This window comes from Janthinobacterium sp. 13 (assembly GCF_002749695.1).
Classification (GTDB): Bacteria; Pseudomonadota; Gammaproteobacteria; order Burkholderiales; family Burkholderiaceae_D; genus Janthinobacterium; species Janthinobacterium kumbetense.
The window spans coordinates 978,614-997,199 of the sequence record NZ_PEEQ01000001.1 but is presented as its reverse complement, the minus strand read 5'-3'; the positions used below and the strand labels follow the sequence as shown (position 1 = coordinate 997,199).

General features: G+C 66.6%; 12 protein-coding genes. 9 read left to right on the top strand and 3 right to left on the bottom strand.

Going from position 1 to position 18,586, the window contains the following annotated elements:
- Window positions 1-8 precede the first annotated feature (8 nt).
- The gene (locus CLU94_RS04175) at window positions 9-1,235 is read right to left on the bottom strand and encodes an exonuclease SbcCD subunit D C-terminal domain-containing protein (RefSeq protein ID WP_099664722.1); all 1,227 of its coding nucleotides are present in this window, start codon (window positions 1,233-1,235) and stop codon (window positions 9-11) included.
- 82 nt (window positions 1,236-1,317) lie between these two features.
- Window positions 1,318-4,338 carry a PAS domain-containing protein gene (locus tag CLU94_RS04170; protein ID WP_257218669.1) on the bottom strand — a complete coding sequence of 1,007 codons (3,021 nt, stop codon included), beginning with the start codon at window positions 4,336-4,338 and terminating at the stop codon, window positions 1,318-1,320.
- A gap of 282 nt (window positions 4,339-4,620) precedes the next feature.
- On the opposite strand from CLU94_RS04170, the gene CLU94_RS04165 reads away from it, so the two are divergent.
- Together CLU94_RS04165 and CLU94_RS04160 are read left to right on the top strand one after the other, a co-directional pair.
- Window positions 4,621-4,992 (top strand): YajD family HNH nuclease, encoded by a 372-nt coding sequence (locus CLU94_RS04165; RefSeq protein ID WP_034755042.1) that lies wholly within the window; start codon window positions 4,621-4,623, stop codon window positions 4,990-4,992.
- 23 nt (window positions 4,993-5,015) lie between these two features.
- On the top strand, window positions 5,016-5,684 hold the full coding sequence (locus CLU94_RS04160) for a response regulator (RefSeq protein WP_099664720.1): 669 nt from the start codon (window positions 5,016-5,018) through the stop codon (window positions 5,682-5,684).
- A 61-nt stretch (window positions 5,685-5,745) separates the two neighbouring features.
- Here CLU94_RS04160 and CLU94_RS04155 read toward each other — a convergent pair whose 3' ends face one another.
- A complete protein-coding gene (locus CLU94_RS04155; protein ID WP_099664719.1) occupies window positions 5,746-7,890 on the bottom strand; it encodes a TonB-dependent receptor domain-containing protein in 2,145 nt (714 codons plus the stop codon).
- A gap of 165 nt (window positions 7,891-8,055) precedes the next feature.
- On the opposite strand from CLU94_RS04155, the gene CLU94_RS04150 reads away from it, so the two are divergent.
- From CLU94_RS04150 to moaE, 7 genes are all read left to right on the top strand, one after another.
- Window positions 8,056-9,408, top strand: coding sequence for an ATP-binding protein (locus CLU94_RS04150; protein WP_257218668.1), 1,353 nt, complete (start codon window positions 8,056-8,058; stop codon window positions 9,406-9,408).
- Between the two features lie 62 nt (window positions 9,409-9,470).
- On the top strand, window positions 9,471-10,754 hold the full coding sequence (locus CLU94_RS04145) for a winged helix-turn-helix domain-containing protein (RefSeq protein WP_099664717.1): 1,284 nt from the start codon (window positions 9,471-9,473) through the stop codon (window positions 10,752-10,754).
- Window positions 10,751-11,743 carry a DUF2804 domain-containing protein gene (locus CLU94_RS04140; protein WP_099664716.1) on the top strand — a complete coding sequence of 331 codons (993 nt, stop codon included), beginning with the start codon at window positions 10,751-10,753 and terminating at the stop codon, window positions 11,741-11,743. Before CLU94_RS04145 ends, CLU94_RS04140 begins: the two co-directional genes overlap by 4 nt.
- 118 nt (window positions 11,744-11,861) lie before the next feature.
- Window positions 11,862-14,528, top strand: a complete 2,667-nt coding sequence (locus CLU94_RS04135) for a bifunctional acetate--CoA ligase family protein/GNAT family N-acetyltransferase (protein ID WP_180278590.1) — start codon at window positions 11,862-11,864, stop codon at window positions 14,526-14,528.
- A 116-nt stretch (window positions 14,529-14,644) separates the two neighbouring features.
- Entirely contained in the window at window positions 14,645-15,286 is a 642-nt protein-coding gene (locus CLU94_RS04130; RefSeq protein ID WP_143451339.1) for a hypothetical protein, read from the top strand.
- 171 nt (window positions 15,287-15,457) lie between these two features.
- A complete protein-coding gene (locus CLU94_RS04125; protein ID WP_257218667.1) occupies window positions 15,458-18,070 on the top strand; it encodes a DUF349 domain-containing protein in 2,613 nt (870 codons plus the stop codon).
- Entirely contained in the window at window positions 18,067-18,540 is a 474-nt protein-coding gene (moaE, locus tag CLU94_RS04120) for a molybdopterin synthase catalytic subunit MoaE (protein ID WP_099664714.1), read from the top strand. The genes CLU94_RS04125 and moaE overlap by 4 nt, the downstream gene beginning before the upstream one ends.
- Window positions 18,541-18,586 lie beyond the last annotated feature (46 nt).

Sequence of the window (18,586 nt, the reverse complement as noted above, 5' to 3'; positions counted from 1 at the left end):
AGGTACCGTCAGGCGCCGGGCAGCAGCAGTTCGGCCAGGGCCGACAGTTGTTCGGGCGGCGCGGGCCGGCCGTATTTTTGCAGGTACAGGCGGCGGAAGATGTCCTCGGGCTGCAGCTGGCTCAATTGGTCGAGCGTCATGTTCTCGGGCGCGCTGCTGCGCGCGGCGCTCGACGTTTCGATCTTCGCCAGGCGCACCTGCTTGCCGTCGAGCGCTGTTTCGATGCGCGTGCGCAGGCCCGGTTCCGGCGCATCGAGGCGCACGCGCACTTCCAGGAAGGGCTGCGCTTCCGGTGCGGCGGCGGGTACGTCGAGGGCGGCCAGCTGCGCCAGCACCTCGTCGATCGGCGCCGGCGTGGCGGGCACGCGCAAGAGGGGCACGGCGCGCGGCACTTCGATGGTGCGCACGTCCTTCAGCTGTTCGCCATCGATGTCCAGGCACAGCACCTGATGGCGATAATTGACTTCGGCGAAGGACAGGGGAATCGGGCTGCCGCAATAGCGGATATGCGCCTGGCCGCCCACGGCTTGCGCCTTGTGCAAATGGCCCAGCGCCGCATAGGCGATGGCGGCGTCAAAAATCCCCGACGGCAGCATTTCCGTGCCGCCGATGACGATGCGGCGCTCGGAATCGTTGGACATTTCGCCGCCCACCATGTGGCAGTGGCCCATGGCTACGATGGCTTGGCCGGGCTGGCGGCGCGCCAGCGCCAGGTCCGCCAGCTGGCGGTACAGCAGGGCGATGCCGCCCAGGTAGGCGTCCTGGGTATCGCCGGCCGGCAGTTTCGGCACGTCGCCGGGACGCAGGAAGGGCACGGCCAGGCACCAGGCTTGCACTTGCCCATCGGCGCCCGTCAAAGGCAGCAGCAGGCGCTCCAGGTCGATCTGGCCATCTTCGTCGCGCAGCAGATGGCCGATCACGTGCGTGCCGTGCGCGGCCAGCAGGGGCCCGGGCGCTTCGAGCCGTCCCGCCGAATCGTGGTTGCCGGCGACGACGACCAGCTGCAGCGCGGGCAGGCGCGCGCGCGCCTGCTGCAGGAAGACGTACAGCTGCTTTTGCGAGGCGGCCGACGGGTTGGCGTTGTCGAACACGTCGCCGGCAACGAGCAGCACGTCGACCTTTTCGGCCACGAGCGTGTCGAGCAGCCAGTCGAGGAAGCGCTGGTGCTCGTAGCCCCGCTCGTAATTGTGCAGGGTCTGGCCCAGATGCCAGTCGGAAGTGTGCAGCAGGCGCATGGTGGGCCAAGGGTAGGGAAGACAGGCGCCAATATAGCAGGAATGATAGGGGTCAGACCCGCGCCAGGCACCAGCGGCCATATCAAGTGGTCAGCATCCCGGCGCGATAGGTATTCCGGCCATCCTGCTTGGCCTTGTACAGCAGCACGTCGGCCCGCTGCAGCAGCACGGCAGGGGGGATGTCTTCGTCGCGGTAGAAAGCCAGGCCGATGCTGGCGGAAATGCGCACGGTGATGCCATCGAGTTCGAACGGCTGCTGCATGGCGGCGACGATTTTTTCCGCCAGCACGGCCGCGTCCTCGGGCCGGGTGATCTGTTCCATGATGATGGTGAATTCGTCGCCGCCCAGGCGGGCGACGATGTCGGTGACGCGCATGGTTTGCGTCAGGCGCTGGGCGAAGGCGCGCAGCAGCGCGTCGCCGGTGCCGTGGCCGTGTGTGTCGTTGACGGGCTTGAAACGGTCGATATCCATGTACATGACGGCCATCAGGTGCTGATGCTGGCGGCTCGCGTGCATGGCGTCGCTGAGTTTTTGCTGGAAGCCGGCGCGGTTCGACAAACCCGTCAGCGCGTCGACCTGGGCCAGTTTCAGCAGGCGCTGTTTTTCGCGCTTTTGCACGGTGATATCCTGGCGCATCACGTGAAAGCCCACCACCTGCAGCTTGTCTTCGCCGATCTGCGGGATGTAGATCACTTCCAGGCAGCGCTCGATGCCTTCCTTGTCGTCTTCTTCCTCGAAGCTCAGGGTTTCGCCCGCCAGCACTCTTTCGATGTACGGCGCCACCGTGCGGTAGCGCGCCTCGCCCACCGTGTCGCGCACGCTCTTGCCCAGCGCTTGCCGGCCCGTCAGGCCGAATTCGCGTTCATAGGCGATGTTCAGGAAGCGGTAGACCTGGTCGGCGTCGATGTAGGCGATCATGGCCGGCAGGGTGTCGGCGATGGTGCGCAGGCGCGCTTCGCTTTCCAGCAGCGCCACTTCCGATTCGCGCAGGATGGTGATGTCGTCCAGGCTGCCCACGTAGCCTTCGATCCGGCCGTCGATGAGGATGGGGGCAATTTTGACGGAGACCCAGACCAGCCTGCCGGCGCGGTGCAGGCAGCGCAGGGTGGACTGGAATGGCGCATGGCTGCGCGTGAGCTGTTCCAGCGCCACGTGCATCAGCGGATAGTCGTCCGGGTGCAGGGCGCTGGTCCAGCCGGCGCCCAGGGCGGCCGCGCGCGGCAAGCCCGTGATCGATTCGAAGGTGCGGTTGACGTAGGTGCAGCGGCGCTGGCGGTCCAGGCGCACCAGGCCGAGCGGCGAAGCGTCGTTGACGGCGGCCAGTTCGGCCTGTTTCTGGCGCAGTTCCAGTTCCTGCTGGCGGCGCTGCGAGATATCCTCGGCGATGCACAGGATATGTTCGATCTGCTGGCGCTCGTCGAACACGGGTACGGAGACGGCGCGCAGGTAGCGCAGGCTGCCATCGAACAGGCGCAACGGCTTTTCCGTATGGTCGATGACGCCCCGCTCGGCCAGGATGGCGCGGTCGTCCTCGGCGTCGTGCAGGCCGAAGTCGGGCGGGAAGGCCTGGCAATCGGTCTTGCCGATGACGTCGGCGGCCAGGTGGCCGGTGATGTCCTCGGCCGCCTTGTTCCACACTTCCATCTGGCCGAAATTTTCCGGGCGCGCGCTTTTTACGTAGACCAGCACGGGCAGATGGTCGATCAGCGACTGCAGGAAGCTGCGGTTGTCCTGCAGCGCCAGTTCGTCGTGCTTGCGCGCGCTGATGTCGCGCGAGGTGACGGCCACGCCGTCGGCGATCGGCACCACCTGGTGGCGCAGCCAGCGCGTGCCGCCCGAGGCCAGCGGCAGTTCGAATTCATCTTCCAGCGGCTGGCCCGTTTCCATCACCAGCACGAAGCGCTTGAAGAAACGCTCGCCGCGCAGCAGCGGTATCAGCGGCAGCACGCGCTGGCCCAGCAGTTCGGAGCGCGGCTTGCCCAGCATGTCGGCGGCGCGCTCGTTGATGTCGGCAAAGGTGAAGTCTTCCACCGGCTTGCCCGGCGCGGCGCGCCAGGCTTTCAGCAGCAGCACGGCATCGAGGCTGCCCTGGTGCGCCGCGCGCAGCAAGGCTTGCGTTTCCGTGGCCTGGCGGATGCTGCGGCGCAGGCGCGCGCTCTGGCGCATCAGCAGGGTCGTAAAGCCGGCAATGAGCACGCTGGCGGCGAGCAGCGCGCCGACATATATCAGGCGGCGGTGTTCGAAGCGCGCCAGGGCGACGGCGCGGCTCACGCCCACCACGGCCAGCAGCGGGTAGCGCGGCAGCTCGTGGTAGCTGTAGATGCGGGACGTCGCGTCGACGGGCGGCTCGATCAGCAATTCTCCGGCGGCGTGCTGCGGCGGTCCCGGCATGCGGAAGTCGATGCGGTCGCTGAGGATCAATTGTTCGCCGATGCGCCCCGCCGTCAGGCCGCTGTCGCGCGCCACCAGCATCAGCGCGCCCTGTTCATCGAGGTTCAGGCGGTCGTAGTCGTCGACAAAATACGTGGGGTCGACGAGGATGACGATGGCGCCGGCAAAGCGGCCTTGCGCATCGTTCAGGCGGCGCGCCAGGCGGATGGTCCAGTGCTTGCCGCCCGCGTCGAGCATGGGCGTGTCGACCAGGACCGTGTCGGACGCATTCGCGGCCAGCGCCTTGAAAAATGCCTGGCCGGCCAGGTTTTCCGGCAGGTAGGCGTTGGCGCTGTCGAGCACATTGCCCTGCGCATCGACGAGGGCGATCGGCAATGCCAGCTTCGACGGCAGCACGCTGTCGAGCAAGCCCTGGCGGCGCGTGAATTCATTCAGGCGCAGGCCGCCGTCCGTTTCCTCGTATTTGAGCTTGAACAATTGCGTGGCGTGATCCGTCTGGCGCAAGGTGAAACTGGTATGGTCGGCCAGGGTGCGCGCCAGCGACTGGCTGACGGCCACGGCGTCGCGCACGGCGCTGGCCCGCTCCTGGCCCACCTGGTAAAAGACGGCCGCCCACAGCGCCAGCAGCAGGATGAGCGCGAACAGGGGCACCAGGCTGAGACGGTACAGGCGGCGGGCAAGGCGTTGCAGGGGTCTTGTTATCGCTATCACGGGCGCTTGCAGGCTATATTCATGGAAAAGGGGAGGGGCGGCGTGGCGCGCATGATAGCCGAAATCGGCCGCCTTGCGCGTCAGCGTGTTGCCGCCGCTGCCATCGTCTGTTCGCGGTCTGTCGCTGGCCTTATTTTGCTTTAAATCAAGTAGCCGTGGTGCCGCGCACGCTAAAAAAAGCACGCCGGCGGCGACACGGGCTGGCGCCGTGGCAGAAAAAGTACAATTGCGCCCCCATCCTCATTAAAATGGATGCTTCTTCCTCCCATATCGAAAGTTGTCATGCAGAGTAAAAAGCCCGACGCGGCAAGACTGGACAAGATCGTGGCTGAAGCGCGCCGCGCCGCCGACCAGCGCGAGAGCGGCTACCGCGAGCGTTCGCTGAAGATGTACCCGTGGGTCTGCGGCCGCTGCATGCGCGAATTCACGCGCGCCAACGTGCAGCAGCTGACGGTGCACCACCGCGACCACAACCACGACAACAATCCGCCCGATGGCAGCAACTGGGAACTGCTGTGCCTGTATTGCCACGACAATGAGCACTCGCGCTACCTGGAAGCGGACCGTGGCGCCGGCCTGTTGTCGGCCGAGGTGGCGCCCGCCACGCACAATCCGTTCGCCGCGCTCGCTGGCCTGATCAAGAAAAAGGACTGAGCGGCCCGTCCGCCTCCCACCCCATGCGCATCTTGCTGACCGAAGATGACCCGCAGCTGGGCCGCGCCACGCAGATCGGCCTGGAACAGGCCGGCCACGCCGTCGACTGGGTCACGAGCGCCGAACATGCGCACACGGCCGTGCGCCTGCACGACTATGGCTGCATTTTGCTGGACCTGGGCTTGCCGGGACAGGATGGCATGCAGGCGCTGGGCGTGCTGCGCGACAATGGCTACAGCGGCGCCGTACTGGTCGTCACGGCGCGCGACCAGGTGGGCGAGCGCATCGCCGGGCTCGACGCGGGCGCCGACGACTTCATCGTGAAACCGTTCGACCTCGACGAGCTGGCCGCGCGCATCCGCAGCGCCTGCCGGCGCGCCGCGGGCCGCCTGCGCGAGCACCTCGTGCACGGCGACCTGGTGCTCGATATCGCGGACCGGCAGGTGACGCAAGGGGGATTGCCCGTGATGCTCACGATGAAGGAGTTTCGCATCCTGCAATTGCTGCTGGAACACGGTGGCCGGGTGCTGAGCCGGGAACAGCTGGAGAAAAACCTGTACAGCTGGGGCGATGAAGTGGAAAGCAATGCCGTGCAAGTGCATATCCACCACCTGCGCAAGAAGCTGGGGCGGGACTTGATACGCACCGTGCATGCGATCGGCTATTGCATTGATAAAGCGCAAGCGGCCTGATGAAAAAACGGGCTACCCTGAGGCAGCCCGTTGGCATCGATGATGCGGCTGGATTAGCGCATCAGAAATCGACGGTGGCCGACAGCCACAGACGGCGGCCGTCCAGGCTGTTCACATAGCGGTTGGCGTAGGTCAACGTCGGTGCGCGGTAAGGCTGATAGTCGACGAAGTCCTTGTTGAGCAGGTTGTACACGGCCGCGTTCAGGGTGACGCGCTTGTTCAGCTGGTAGCTGCTGCCCAGGTGCAACATGGTGTAGCCCTTGTAGTCGCCCAGCGCGGCCTTGGCGGCGCGCGTGGAAGCGGAGGTGCCCGGATCGCGGAAGCGTTCGCTGCGGTACTCGGCGCGCAGCCAGCCGTTCCATTCGCGCGAGATATCCCAGCTCAGGCGCGCGTTGACGGCGTGCTTGGGCGTGTCGCTCAGGGGCTTGCCCGCGTTGCTGCCACTCTTCTGTTCGCTTTCCGTGTACGTGTAGTTGGCGCTGGCCGACAAGGTCTTGCCCAGCGGGAAGCGCGTATTCAGCTCGACGCCGCGCGTGACGGCCTCATCCACGTTGACCGACTGGCCGAACGCATCGACGTTGGGCCAGTTGCCGAAGCTGACGCAGCCGGGACGGTTCGGCGAGGGACGGTAATCGCAGTTGACGAGGCCCGTGCCCGTCGTGATCTTGTCCTTGAATTGATTGTTGAACAGGGAGCCGCTGGCGGTCCAGCCGGCCAGGTTGTCGAAATACGCGCCGATTTCCGTCGTCGTGCTCGTTTCCGGCTTCAGGTTCGGGCTGCCGACGAGGGGAATCGTGCCCTGGCCGCCGAAACCGTTGATTCCTGGCGACAATTGTTCCACGCGTGGCGTCTTGTAGCCCTTGCTGACGCCGCCCTTGACGGTCCAGCTTGGCGTCGCGTTCCACACGGCATATGCGCGGGGGCTGGTCTGGCCGCCGAAGATGCTGTGATCGTCATAACGGGCGCCGAAGGTCAGCGCGACATTCTCCAGCACCTGCCATTCGTCTTCCAGGAACAGGGCTTTTTGCGTGAATTCGAATTTCTTTGGCGCCACGCCATCCGTCATTTCCGCTTTCCACCATTGCGCGCCGACGGTGGCCATGTGTTTGCCCAACGGCATGACCAATTTGGTGTCGAACACCTGGCTTTCCACTTCCAGGGTGCGCGCGCTGCCGGCGACGGCGCCGGGCGTGCCTGGCGGAATCGTGCGGCCCAGGGTTTCCGTCTTGTTCACCATGTAGCTGCTGTCCAGGGTGCCGAAGCCGAAGCGGCCCGTGTGCGACAGCGTCCACTGGTCGCGGTTGTATTTCTGCTCGGGACCGTAGCCGCCCTGCAAGCCCAAGGTGCCCAGTTGCTTCTTCGAATTGTCGTAGGTCTGGCGGCCCGCATCCGCGTCGAGGATGACGGTATGGAAACGGTTGGGCGTGAACGCCAGGCGCGCGCCAAAGTTCTCGATGTCCGCGCGCACGGGATTGGCGCCCATGCTCGGCACATTTTCCGCACCGGCCGCGTCGTTGTAGCGGATGTTGGCCGCATCGCGGCGCTGCTTGCTGCCGCGCAGGGATAGGCCCAGCAGGTCGGTGGCGAGAGGGCCGCTCAGGTAGAAGCGGCCGCTTTTCACGTCGCCGAAATCGGACTCTTCCTGCAAGGTGTAGTCGGCCGAGATGGAACCCATCCACTGCTTGCCCACCTTGCGCGTGATGATGTTGATCACGCCGCCCATGGCATCCGAACCGTACAGGGTCGACATGGGGCCGCGGATGATCTCGATGCGCTCGATGGCGGCCAGCGGCGGCATGAAGCTCGTCTGCGTGCCGCCGAAGCCGTTTGGCGTGACATTGCCGGCCGCGTTCTGGCGGCGTCCGTCGATCAGCACCAGGGTGTAGTCGCTGGGCATGCCGCGGATGCTGATGTTCATGCCGCCCGTCTTGTCGCCCGCCGCGCCCACGTCGATGCCTTCCACGCTTTCCAGCGCCTGCGTCAGGTTGCCGAAGCGTTCCTTCGACAGTTCTTCACGCGTCAGCACGGTGATCGAGGCGGGCGCCTGCTTGATATCCTGCTCGAAACCGGAGGCGGAAACCACCACTTCCGGCATGCTGGCAGGCGTGCCCGTCTGGGCGTGGGCCGGCAGGCAGGACAGGGCGGCCAAGGCCAGGGCCAGGGTGGTGGGACGCGGCAGGCGCGCGCGGCGGGGGCTGTTGGACATGCAAACTCCTGAGGGTGAATGAATTATTGGTCTGTATTGTTTAGGTAATGGGAATCATGAAAGCAATAAGAATCATTTACAATTGCAGGCATGGCTTCCCAAAAAATATTTCGCTCCGGATCTTGCGCAGAAGTTCTTAAGAGATTCTTAACGGCTAGCGGCGGCGTGAAAAGCTGGTCGCTGCGGCGCACCCTGCTGGCCGTGCTGCTGGGCCTGACCCTGGCCCTGTGGGTGGGCAGCGCCGCCATCGTCTACGTGGAAGCGCGCCGCGAAAGCCAGGAATTGTTCGACCAGTCGCTGATCGAGACGGGCCATTTGCTGCTGTCGCTGGTGGAAAAGGATGCGCGCGAGCATGGCTTGACGGGGCCCATCGACCTGCCGCTGCGCGGCCATCCGAATCCCCACCAGTATTTGCTGTTCAAGGTGCGCGACGCGCAGCAGCGCGTCCTGTACCGCAACGACGCGGCGTCCGACATCGCCCTGTCGCGCAGCGCGCCGGACGGCCTGTCGTGGACCAGCATCGGCGGCCAGCGCTGGCGTCTGTTTTCGCTGTGGAACCCGCAGCGCAGCCTGCAGCTGCTGGTGGCCGAACCGACCAGCCACCGCGACGACATCAGCCGCGGTTTCTTTTACCGCATCGCGCTGTTCGGCCTGCTACTCGTGGCGCTGGCCACCATCGCCATCTGGTGGAGCATCCACCGCGTGTTTCGCGTGCTGCAGGCGTCCGCCGACGAAGTGTCGGCACGCACGCCCGATGAACTGACGGACGTGCATGTGCACGGCGCGCCTTCGGAGCTGCATCCGCTGCTGCTGGAAATCAACCGCCTGTTCGGCAGGGTGCGGCACAGCCGCGACAATGAACAGCGCTTCACGGCCGATGCGGCGCACGAGCTGCGCACGCCGCTGGCCGCCATCAAGACCAATCTGCAAGTGCTGCAGCGGGCCCGCAGCGCGGACGAACGCGAGGAATTCATCGCCGCCCTGGGCGCCAGCGTGGAGCGCGCCACGCGCCTCGTCAACCAGTTGCTGGCGCTGGCGCAGCTCGATCCGCAGTCGCAGGCAGAGACGGCGCTGGCGCCGGGCGACCTGGCGCACGTGCTGGCAGCGCAGGGGGCGCAGTGGCAGGCGCTGGCCGCGCCGTACAAGTTGTCGCTGGCGGTCAACGTTGCGCCGGCGCCCTGCGCGCTGCATGCGGACAGCCTGCAGGTATTGCTGCGCAACCTGGTCGACAATGCGCTGCGCTATACCCCGGCGCCGGGCGCCATCGAGATCCGCTGCGGCGTGGAGGCGGGGCGCAGCTACCTGCGCGTGGCCGATACGGGGCCGGGCATCGCCGAGCAATGGCACGCGCGCGTGTTCGAGCGCTTCGTGCGCCTGGGCGGTGGCCAGGTTCCCGGCAGCGGGCTGGGCCTGTCCATCGTGCGCCGCATCGCCGAGCGCCATGGCGCGCAGATCCTCCTCGGCGCCGGACTGCAGGGCCGGGGGCTGGCGGTGACGGTCGTGTTTCCCGCAACGTAGCGGGCGCGATCCGATAGCGATAAAACGCACAAGGCGTGTGCAGAATGCGGTATCTTTCTGTTATGCACAGCCCACACCAGCCCATTCTTTTCGATCCCCCCGCTTTATCGCTGGCCGCCGCGCGCGCGCTGCACCTGGCCGCGCAAGGCTTGCTGCAGGCGCGGCGCAAGAAAGCCGTGAAGGCGGACGTGCTGGCCGCCGTGCGGCAGATGGGCGTGCTGCAGATCGACACCATCCACGTGGTGGCGCGCAGCCCCTACCTGGTGCTGTGGAGCCGCCTGGGCGACTATCCGCAGCCGTGGCTGGAGCAGCTGCTGGCCGAGGGCGCGCTGTTCGAGTACTGGGCGCACGAGGCTTGCTTCGTGCCCATCGAAGACTATGGCCTGTACCGCCACCGCATGCTGGATCCGGCCGCCATGGGCTGGAAATACTCCGTCAAATGGATGGCGGAGCAGGGCGAGGCCGTCGCTTCGGTGCTGGAACATATCCGCGCCAACGGCGCCGCGCGTTCGGCCGACTTCGAGCGCACGGATGGCCAGGCGGGCGGCTGGTGGAGCTGGAAGCCGGAAAAGCGCTCGCTCGAAGTGCTGTTTACGTCGGGCGTGCTGATGATCGCCAAACGCCACAATTTCCAGCGCTATTACGACCTGGCCGAACGCGTGCTGCCGGGCTGGCACGATGGCTTGCTGCCGTCCGAGGACCAGGTGCGCCGCCGCCTGCTGCTGGCCAGCGTGAAGGCGCTGGGGCTGGCGCGGGCCAGCTGGATCAGCGATTACTTCCGCACCAGGCAACCGCGCGCCAGCCTGGCGCGCGATCTGCAGGCGCTGGTGGACGAGGGCGCGCTGCTGCGCTGCACGGTCGATGGCTGGAGTGATGCCGTGTACGTGCATGCCGAGCATGGGGACTTGTTGCGCGACGCGGCGGCCGGCAAGCTGGCGCCCACCCTGACGACGATCCTCTCGCCGTTCGATCCCGTCGTCTGGGACCGGCGCCGCGCCCTGGAATTGTTCGGCTTCGACTACCGGCTTGAATGCTACACGCCGGCCGAAAAGCGCCGCTATGGTTATTTCACCTTGCCGATCTTGCGCCGCGGCGCGCTGGTGGGGCGCCTGGACGCCAAGGCGCACCGCGCGCAGGGGCGCTTCGAGATCAAGTCGCTGGCGCTGGAAGACGGCGTGCGCCTCAGTACCCGCCTGGTGCAGGACGTGGCCGGCGCCGTGCAGCGCCTGGCGCTCTGGCATGCCTGCCCGGATATTGATATTGCGCAGACGCAGCCGGCAGCCTTCGGCGCGCTGCTGGCCCAGGCCCTGCTCGACGGCGGCGCTGCCGCAAGGCGGGCCGCATGATGCTGCCGCCGGCTCCTCCCCAGCTGCTCGACGCCGATGGCGTCCCCTGCTTTGGCCGCTACACGGGGCAATTGAACGCCTTTGACTGGGCCGCTCTGGCGCCGCCCCACGCGCGCGGCGCCCTCTGGCGCCTGTTCCACCACAAGCGCTGGCATTATGTGGCCCTGTCCACGCCCACGCTGTTCTGCGGCGTGGCCATCGTCGACCTGGGCTGGACCAGCACGGCCTTCGCGTATGCCTTCGACCGCCACAAGGGCAAGATCGTGGCCAGTTTTTCGCAGGATGGCGTGCCGGGCTTGAGCGCCACGGTGGCGCCGCATGCGGGCGCCAGCAGCCGTTTCCGCTTCCTCTCGCAAGTGATCTCCATCGAGGCCCAGCCCCAGCAGCGCTACCGTTTGCGGCTCGATTGCGGCCATTTCGGCATCGACGCGGAATTCGGCCCGCCCGTGGCGCCCACCTTGCTGGCCGTGGGGCCCGTGGGCGAGGGCGGCAGCGTGCATGCGACGCAAAAGTCGGGCGGCTTGCCCTTGTGGGGCAGCGTGCGCTGCGGCGCCATGGGCTACAGCTTGGACGACGGCGTGGCCAGCTTCGATTATTCGAATGGCTTGCTGGCGCGCGAAACGGAATGGCGCTGGGCCTCGGCGCACAGCCTGGACCTGGGTTTCAACCTGCAGGCCGGCTATTTCGGCGCGCATGAAAACGCGCTGTGGCTCGATGGCCAGCTGTATCCGCTGGGCCGCGCGCACTTCGACTTCAATCCCGACAACCCGCTGGCGCCGTGGCATGTGTGGACGGACGACGATTTGCTGGACCTGCACTTCAAGCCGGAAGGCGCGCGCCGCGAGGATAAGAATCTGTGGATCGCCGCCAGCCGCTACATCCAGCCCATCGGCACCTTCAGCGGCTGGGTGCGCACCAGCGCGGACTCTCCGAAGCGCATCGTGGCGCAGCTGGCCGGGGTGACGGAAAGCCACCGCTCGCGCTGGTAGGGGCGCGCGGATTTTTCGTGAAATGCAGCGCAAGGTCAAATTTTTTTGGCAACGCATCCCTTACACTGGCGCGTAGCCGCTCCGGCAATCCCGCTCCGGCAATCCATGAGGCCAGAACATGAGTATCCGTAATCTCGACAAGCTGTTCAAGCCGGCCTCGGTGGCCCTGATCGGCGCCACGGCGCGCGAACGCAAGCTGGGCGCCATCGCCCTGTACAACCTGCTCGGTGGCGGCTACCAAGGGGACATTTGGCCCGTCAATCCCAAGTACGACGAGCTGATGGGCCTGAAATGCTACCGCAAGCTGGCGCAGCTGCCGAAAGCGCCAGACCTGGCCATCATCTGCACGCCGCCCGCCACCATCACGGCCTTGATCCGTGAATTGGGTGCGCTGGGCACGCGCGCGGCCATCGTCATGACGTCCGGCCTCGACCCCGTGCGCGAGCAGTCGCTGCGCCTGGCCATGCTGAAGGCGGCCAAGCCGCACCTGCTGCGCATCCTCGGCCCCAACAGCATGGGGCTGCTGGTGCCGAAACTGGGCTTGAACGCCAGCTTCGCCCATGTAGGCGCGACCAGCGGCAAGATCGCCTTCGTCTCGCAATCGGGCGCGCTGGTGTCGGGCGTGCTCGACTGGGCCAACGCGCATGGCGTGGGCTTTTCCAAGTTCATTTCGCTGGGCGCCAGCTACGATATCGATTTCGGCGATCTGCTCGACTACCTGGCCGGCGACGTCGACACGGCCGCCATCCTGCTGTACATGGAAGATATCCAGGCGGCGCGCAAATTCATGTCGGCGGCGCGGGCGGCCGCGCGCAGCAAGCCCGTCATCGTCCTGAAAGCGGGGCGCGAGGCGGAAGGCGCGGCCATGGCGGCCTGGCATACGGGCGCGCTGGCCGGTTCCGACGCCGTGTACGACGCGGCCATCCGCCGCGCCGGCATGCTGCGCGTGTATTCGGCCGAAGAGCTCTTCGATGCCGTGGAAACCCTCACGCATATCCGTTCGCAGCGCGGCGAGCGCCTGGCGATCCTGTGCAACGGCGGCGGCCTGGGCGTGATGGCCACCGACGCCCTGGTGGGCAGCGGCGGCAAGCTGGCCGAACTCTCCCCGGACACCGTCATCGCGCTGGAAAAAGCCTTGCCACGGGGCTGGTCGCACGACAACCCCGTGGGCTTGCCCGGCGACGCAGCCGTGCAGCGCTATGCCGACGCCATCAAGCCGCTGCTCGACGAGCCGCAGGCGGACGCCTTGTTGCTGCTGCACGCACCCACGGCCATGGTCTCGTCGATCGATATCGCCGAAGCCGTCACGCCGCTGATCAAGGCCACCTCGCGCACGGTGCTGTCGTGCCTGCTGGGCGGCACCACCGTGGCGCCCGCGCGCCAGGTCTTCAACCGGGCCGGCATTCCCACCTACGACACGCCGGAAAAGGCCGTACATGGCTTCATGCAGATCGTGCAGTACCGGCGCAACCAGGAAACCCTGATGCAGGTGCCGGCGCAGCTGCCCATGTCGGCCACGCCGCGCCGCGCGCGCGTGCGCGAAATCGTCGCCGCCGCGCTGGCGGCCGGCCAGACGGTGCTCGGTGAATGCCACTCGAAGGAAATCCTGGCCGCCTACGGCATTCCCGTCGCCACCACGCGCATGGCGGCCGACGTGGAAGAGGCGCTGGCCGTGGCGGCCGACATCGGCTATCCCGTCGCGTTGAAAATCCACTCGCCCGACATCGCGCACAAGTCCGACGTGGGCGGCGTGGCGCTCGACCTCGATACGCCCGACATCCTGCGCACGGCCGCCGCCGCCATGCTCAAGCGCGTGCGCCGCATGCGTCCCGACGCGCTGATCGACGGTTTTACCGTGCAGCAGATGGCGCGCCGGCCGCAATCGCATGAATTGATCGTCGGCGTGACGACGGACGCCGCCTTCGGCCCCGTGATCCTGGTGGGGCAGGGCGGCATCGCCGTGGAAGTGACGGCCGACCACGCCATCGGCCTGCCGCCCCTGAACATGGTGCTGGCGCGCGACATGCTGGCGCGCACGCGCGTGTCGAAGCTGCTGGCCGGCTACCGCAACCAGCCGCCGGCCGACATCGACGCCATCTGCTACACCCTGATCCAGGTGGCCGAACTGGTGGCCGACATCGGCGAGCTGGCCGAACTCGACATCAATCCCCTGGTGGCCGACGCGGACGGCGTGATCGCCCTCGACGCGCGCATCCGCCTGCAGCCGGGCCAGAAGCGCGACCGCCTGGCCATCCGCCCGTATCCGCAGGAGCTGGAAGAGCAGGTGACGTGGATGGACCAATCCATCCTGCTGCGCCCCATCCGCCCCGAGGACGCGCCGCAGCACATGGACCTGTTCCACGCGCTGGACCCGGACGACGTGCGCCTGCGCTTCTTCACGTCCATGCGCGAGCTGCCCGTGTCGCAGCTGGCGCGCCTGACGCAGATCGATTACGACCGCGCCATGGCCTTCATCGCCACGCACACGGGCCCGGACGGCAAGCCGGAAACCCTGGGCGTGGTGCGCGCCGTGGCCGATCCGGACAATATCCACGCCGATTTCGCCATCGCCGTGCGCTCGGCCCTGAAAGGCAAGGGACTGGGACACATCCTGTTCGAGAAGCTGGTCGACTACTTCCGCAGCCGGGGCACGGAAGCGCTGGTGGGCGAGGCGATGGCGCGCAACAAGGGCATGCAGCGGCTGGTGAAAAGCTTTGGCGGCGAAGTCACGCCGTCGGAAGAGCCGGGCGTCGTCAACCTGCATATCGGCCTGCGCGCGCCGTAAAAGAAAGCGCGGCTGGCCAGCCGCGGGTTTGTGCAGGATCAAACCGGCCCCTGTCGGTAGTCTTTACACTTTCACTTCCAGGATGACATATCCGGCGCATTTTCGGGAGTGAGTGCATGCTTACTGCAACATATATATTGGTTTCCCTGTCGGTGGAACAGGCCAGCATCCGCATGAGCTTGTTGGCTTTTCAGAAATACATGCAGGTGCAACTGCGCCAGCAAAGCAGGCTCAGTTTGGCGCAACTGCAGTACACGGGCGACTGGCTGAACCGGCTGTACCAGGGGAGCTATTGGCGCAAGGTGGAGATGTACCTGATTCCCGCCATCCGCCAGGCCGCGCCCCATGTGGACGGCTTGCTGGACGAGTTGAACGGCTTGAACCACGCGGCGCTGGAAAGCATCAATGTCGTGCAGCAGCGCGCGGGTGCCGCCATCGACCATTCCGAATTACAAGCCGAGCAGCTGTGCGCCGCCATCGACGCCTTTTGCGCGGCCTTGCTGCAGCGCCTGGAAAAGGAAGAGCGCGAGCTGTTTGCGCTGGCGCGCAAGGTCATCGTCGGCGAAGCGTGGTTTGCCATCGCCTACCAGTTCCTCGCCCACGATGCGCGCGCGCAGGAAGCGCGCCGTGGCAAGGCGCAAGTGCTGCCCTTTGTTTTGCCAGCGCCCTTGCCGGCAGCCGGCGGCGCTGAAACGCTGGCGGATGGCGCCGCGCCCGCGCCGCCCGCGCCGGCACAGCCGCTGCGTGCGCAGGCTTGAACGGGTAGCGAGCGCACACCCCGCCAGGCGGTGTCTGCCGGAGGCGTTTTCGCGAGGGCGGCCGGCGCACCGCCATAGGGCAAAAATCCAGGGGAAAGATTCGGAAAAGATTCGCTTTATTCATTTGATAACTTGTTCAGTCCTGTCCGATGCAATACCCCGGGCTTTGTTATGATGGTGGTTTTGATCCACGCGAAACCCGTCATGTTCGAATTTCTCTTCAAGCGTTCTGCCAGCAAGACTGCCGTACCCGACCCTGTCGTGGCAGAACAGGCCGCCGCCTCGGCGCAGAGCGCATCGCGCCGCGCCGAACAGGTGGCGCGTGCCCATGCCGTGGCTGGCGACGAGGCTGCCGCCTTTGAATTCATCGTGTCCAGCGAATTTGCCGATGCCCGTCTGATCGCGGCCGAACACGTCCACGCCTTGCCCCTGCTGGAAAAAGTCCACCACGCCATGCGCAACACGGACCGCCGCGTGGCCAAGCTGATGCAGGGCCGTATCGACCTGATCCGTCATCAGGCTGCCGAGACGCAACGCGCCCAGGCCAGCATCGACACGGCCCAGCGCCTGTTGAACGATGAGAAGCTCAGCCCGAACCAGGTAGCCGAGCTGGACCGCCAATGGCAAGTCATCAAGGCCACGCCGGAGCTGGCGACCGCCTTTGCCGGCGCGCGCGCCGCGCTGGCCGCCCGCCTGGAAGCGCAAGTGGTGCTGCAGCGCGCCGTGATCGACGCCGTCGCCGCTGCACGCGCGCTGGCCAGCAATGGCCAGTCCGCCGGCGAGCTGGCGCAGGCGCTGGCCCGCCTGGACGGGGAACATGCGCAGCATGCGCAATCGCCCGAGCGCGGCTCCTTGCCGAAACACCTGGAAAGCGACTTCGCCCAGGCACGCGAGCAGGCGCAGTCCGCCCTGCAAGCCCTGCAGCAACACCAGGCCGTGTTCGACGCGCGCCAGGTCGCGCTGGCCGAATGGCAGGCGCAGGACGCCGCCACGCTCGACGTGGATACCCTGAAGCGCGCATGGCAAGCCCTGCCGCGCCTGCCCGAGTCGCCCTTGTCCGACAGCTTGCAGCAGCAATTTGCGGCCGTGCTGGCCAGCGCGCCGGCGCCCGTGCAGGCGGCAACGCCAGAGGCCGCACCAGCCCATGCCGACCCGGCGCCGCGCAAGCCGCGCGCGGAACACGCACCCGTCTCGAAAGAAGCGACGGAACAGTTCTTCAAGGTGCTCGACGCCATGGAGGCGGCCCTGCAGGATGGCTTGCTGCACGTGGCCTCCGAGCATGACAAGACCTTGCGCGATAGCAAGCACGGCCGTTTGACGCCTGCGCAAGCGGACCGCCTGGCCCATGTGCGGGGAGAATTCAAGCGCCTGGCCGACTGGGCGCGCTGGGGCGGCAACGTGTCGCGCGAGGAATTGGTCAAGGCGGGCGAGGAATTGCCGGCACAGGAACTTCCAATGGCCGAGCTGGCCAAGAAAGTGGGCAGCCTGCGCGAGCGCTGGAAGTCGCTCGATGCCTTGTCCGGCCCGGCGCCGAAATCCCTGTGGGAACGTTTCGACGCCGCCTGCAGCCTCGCGTATGCGCCGGCGGCCCAGCATTTCAAGCAATTGGCCGAAGAGCGCCACGGCAACGCGGCCAAGGCCCAGGAACTGATCGCGGAAACGGCGGCCCTGGCGGCCGAAGAAAGTACCGACTGGAAACACGTCGCCTCCGCTTCGCAGCGCCTGCGCCAGGCCTGGACGCGCCTGGGCACCATCGACCGCAAGGAGAAGAAACGCCTGGATACGGAATTCGGCGCCGCGCTGGACGCCCTGTCGAAGCCGCTGGACACGCAGCGCCAGATCGAGACGGCGCGGCGCGAACAATTGATCGTCGAAGTGGGCTTGCTCAAGCCATCGGAGCGCAACACGGTCGACATGCTGAAAGCCTTGCAGGATAAATGGCAGGAACTGGCGAAAGCCCTGCCGCTGGAGCGCCGCGCGGAACAGGCGCTGTGGCAGCGTTTCCGCGCCGCCTGCGACGATATCTTTGCCAAGCGCAAGGAAACGGCCCACGCGGCCGACCACGAGCGCCGCGAACACCTGCATGCGCGCGAAGCGCTGTGCGCCACGCTGGAAACGGCCGTCGTGCCCGAAGGCGACGACAAGTCCCGCACGGCCTTCATCCATCACTTGCTGCGCGACACGCGCGCCGCCTGGAACGCCACGGGCCCCGTGCCGCGCGCCAGCGAAGCGAAGATCGAGCAGCGCTACCACGCGGCCGTCGCCGGCGTGCAGGCGCAAGCGGACGCCATCGCCGAACGGGCCGGCGCGGCCCAGGCCAACGCCTTGCGCGACAAGCTGCGTCTGGTGCAATCGCTGGAAGCGTCGCTGGCCGAGGGCGGCGCCGATGCCGACGCGCCAGCGTGGAGCGAACGCTGGAGCGCCTTGCCGCCGCTCGACACGCAATACGAACGCAGCCTGCAGCAGCGCTTTGCCGCCGCCCAGGCCGCGCTGGGCGAGGGCGCTGACGCCTACGTGCAGCAATTGCAGGCCAACGAGGCCCGCTTGCTCGAGGAAGTCTTGCGCCTGGAAATCGTCGCCGGCGTCGACAGCGGCGCCGAATTCGCCCGCGACCGCCTGAAAATGCAGGTGGAAGTGCTGCAATCGTCGCTGAAATCGGGCCAGAAGCCGCTCACGCAAGTGTCGCAGCTGATGCAGCTGTGCGCGATTGCCGCCGCCACCGATGCGCGCACGGCCAGCCGCATCGAAACCCTGCTGCGCCGTATCGGAGGGCATGCCAAATGAGTACCAGCGTCCGCGTCCAGCAAGCTGATTTTGACTTGAGTCAAGAAATCGCACAATTGCGTGCAGGCAACCCCAAGGTGGGCGCCGTCGTCGGCTTTGTCGGCACGGTGCGCGACATGAACGAGGGGCTGGACGTGGCCGCCATGGAGCTCGAGCATTATCCGGGCATGACGGAAAAGTCCATTGTAGCCATCGTCGAGCAGGCGCGCGCGCGCTGGCCCCTGTCGGGCGCGCTGGTGATCCACCGCGTGGGGCCGCTGTTGCCGCAGGAGCAGATCGTACTGGTGGCCGTCTCGTCCGCCCACCGGGGCGAAGCGTTCGCCGCCTGCGAGTTCATCATCGACTACCTGAAGACGGAAGCGCCGTTCTGGAAGAAGGAAGATACGCCGGAAGGCGCGCGCTGGGTCGATGCGCGCGACAGCGACGAGACGGCGCTGGACAAGTGGACGACAAAAGCAAGCACCATTTGAATCGTATCTGCCGCGCACGCTAGCATTTGCCCAAATGCAGCGGTTT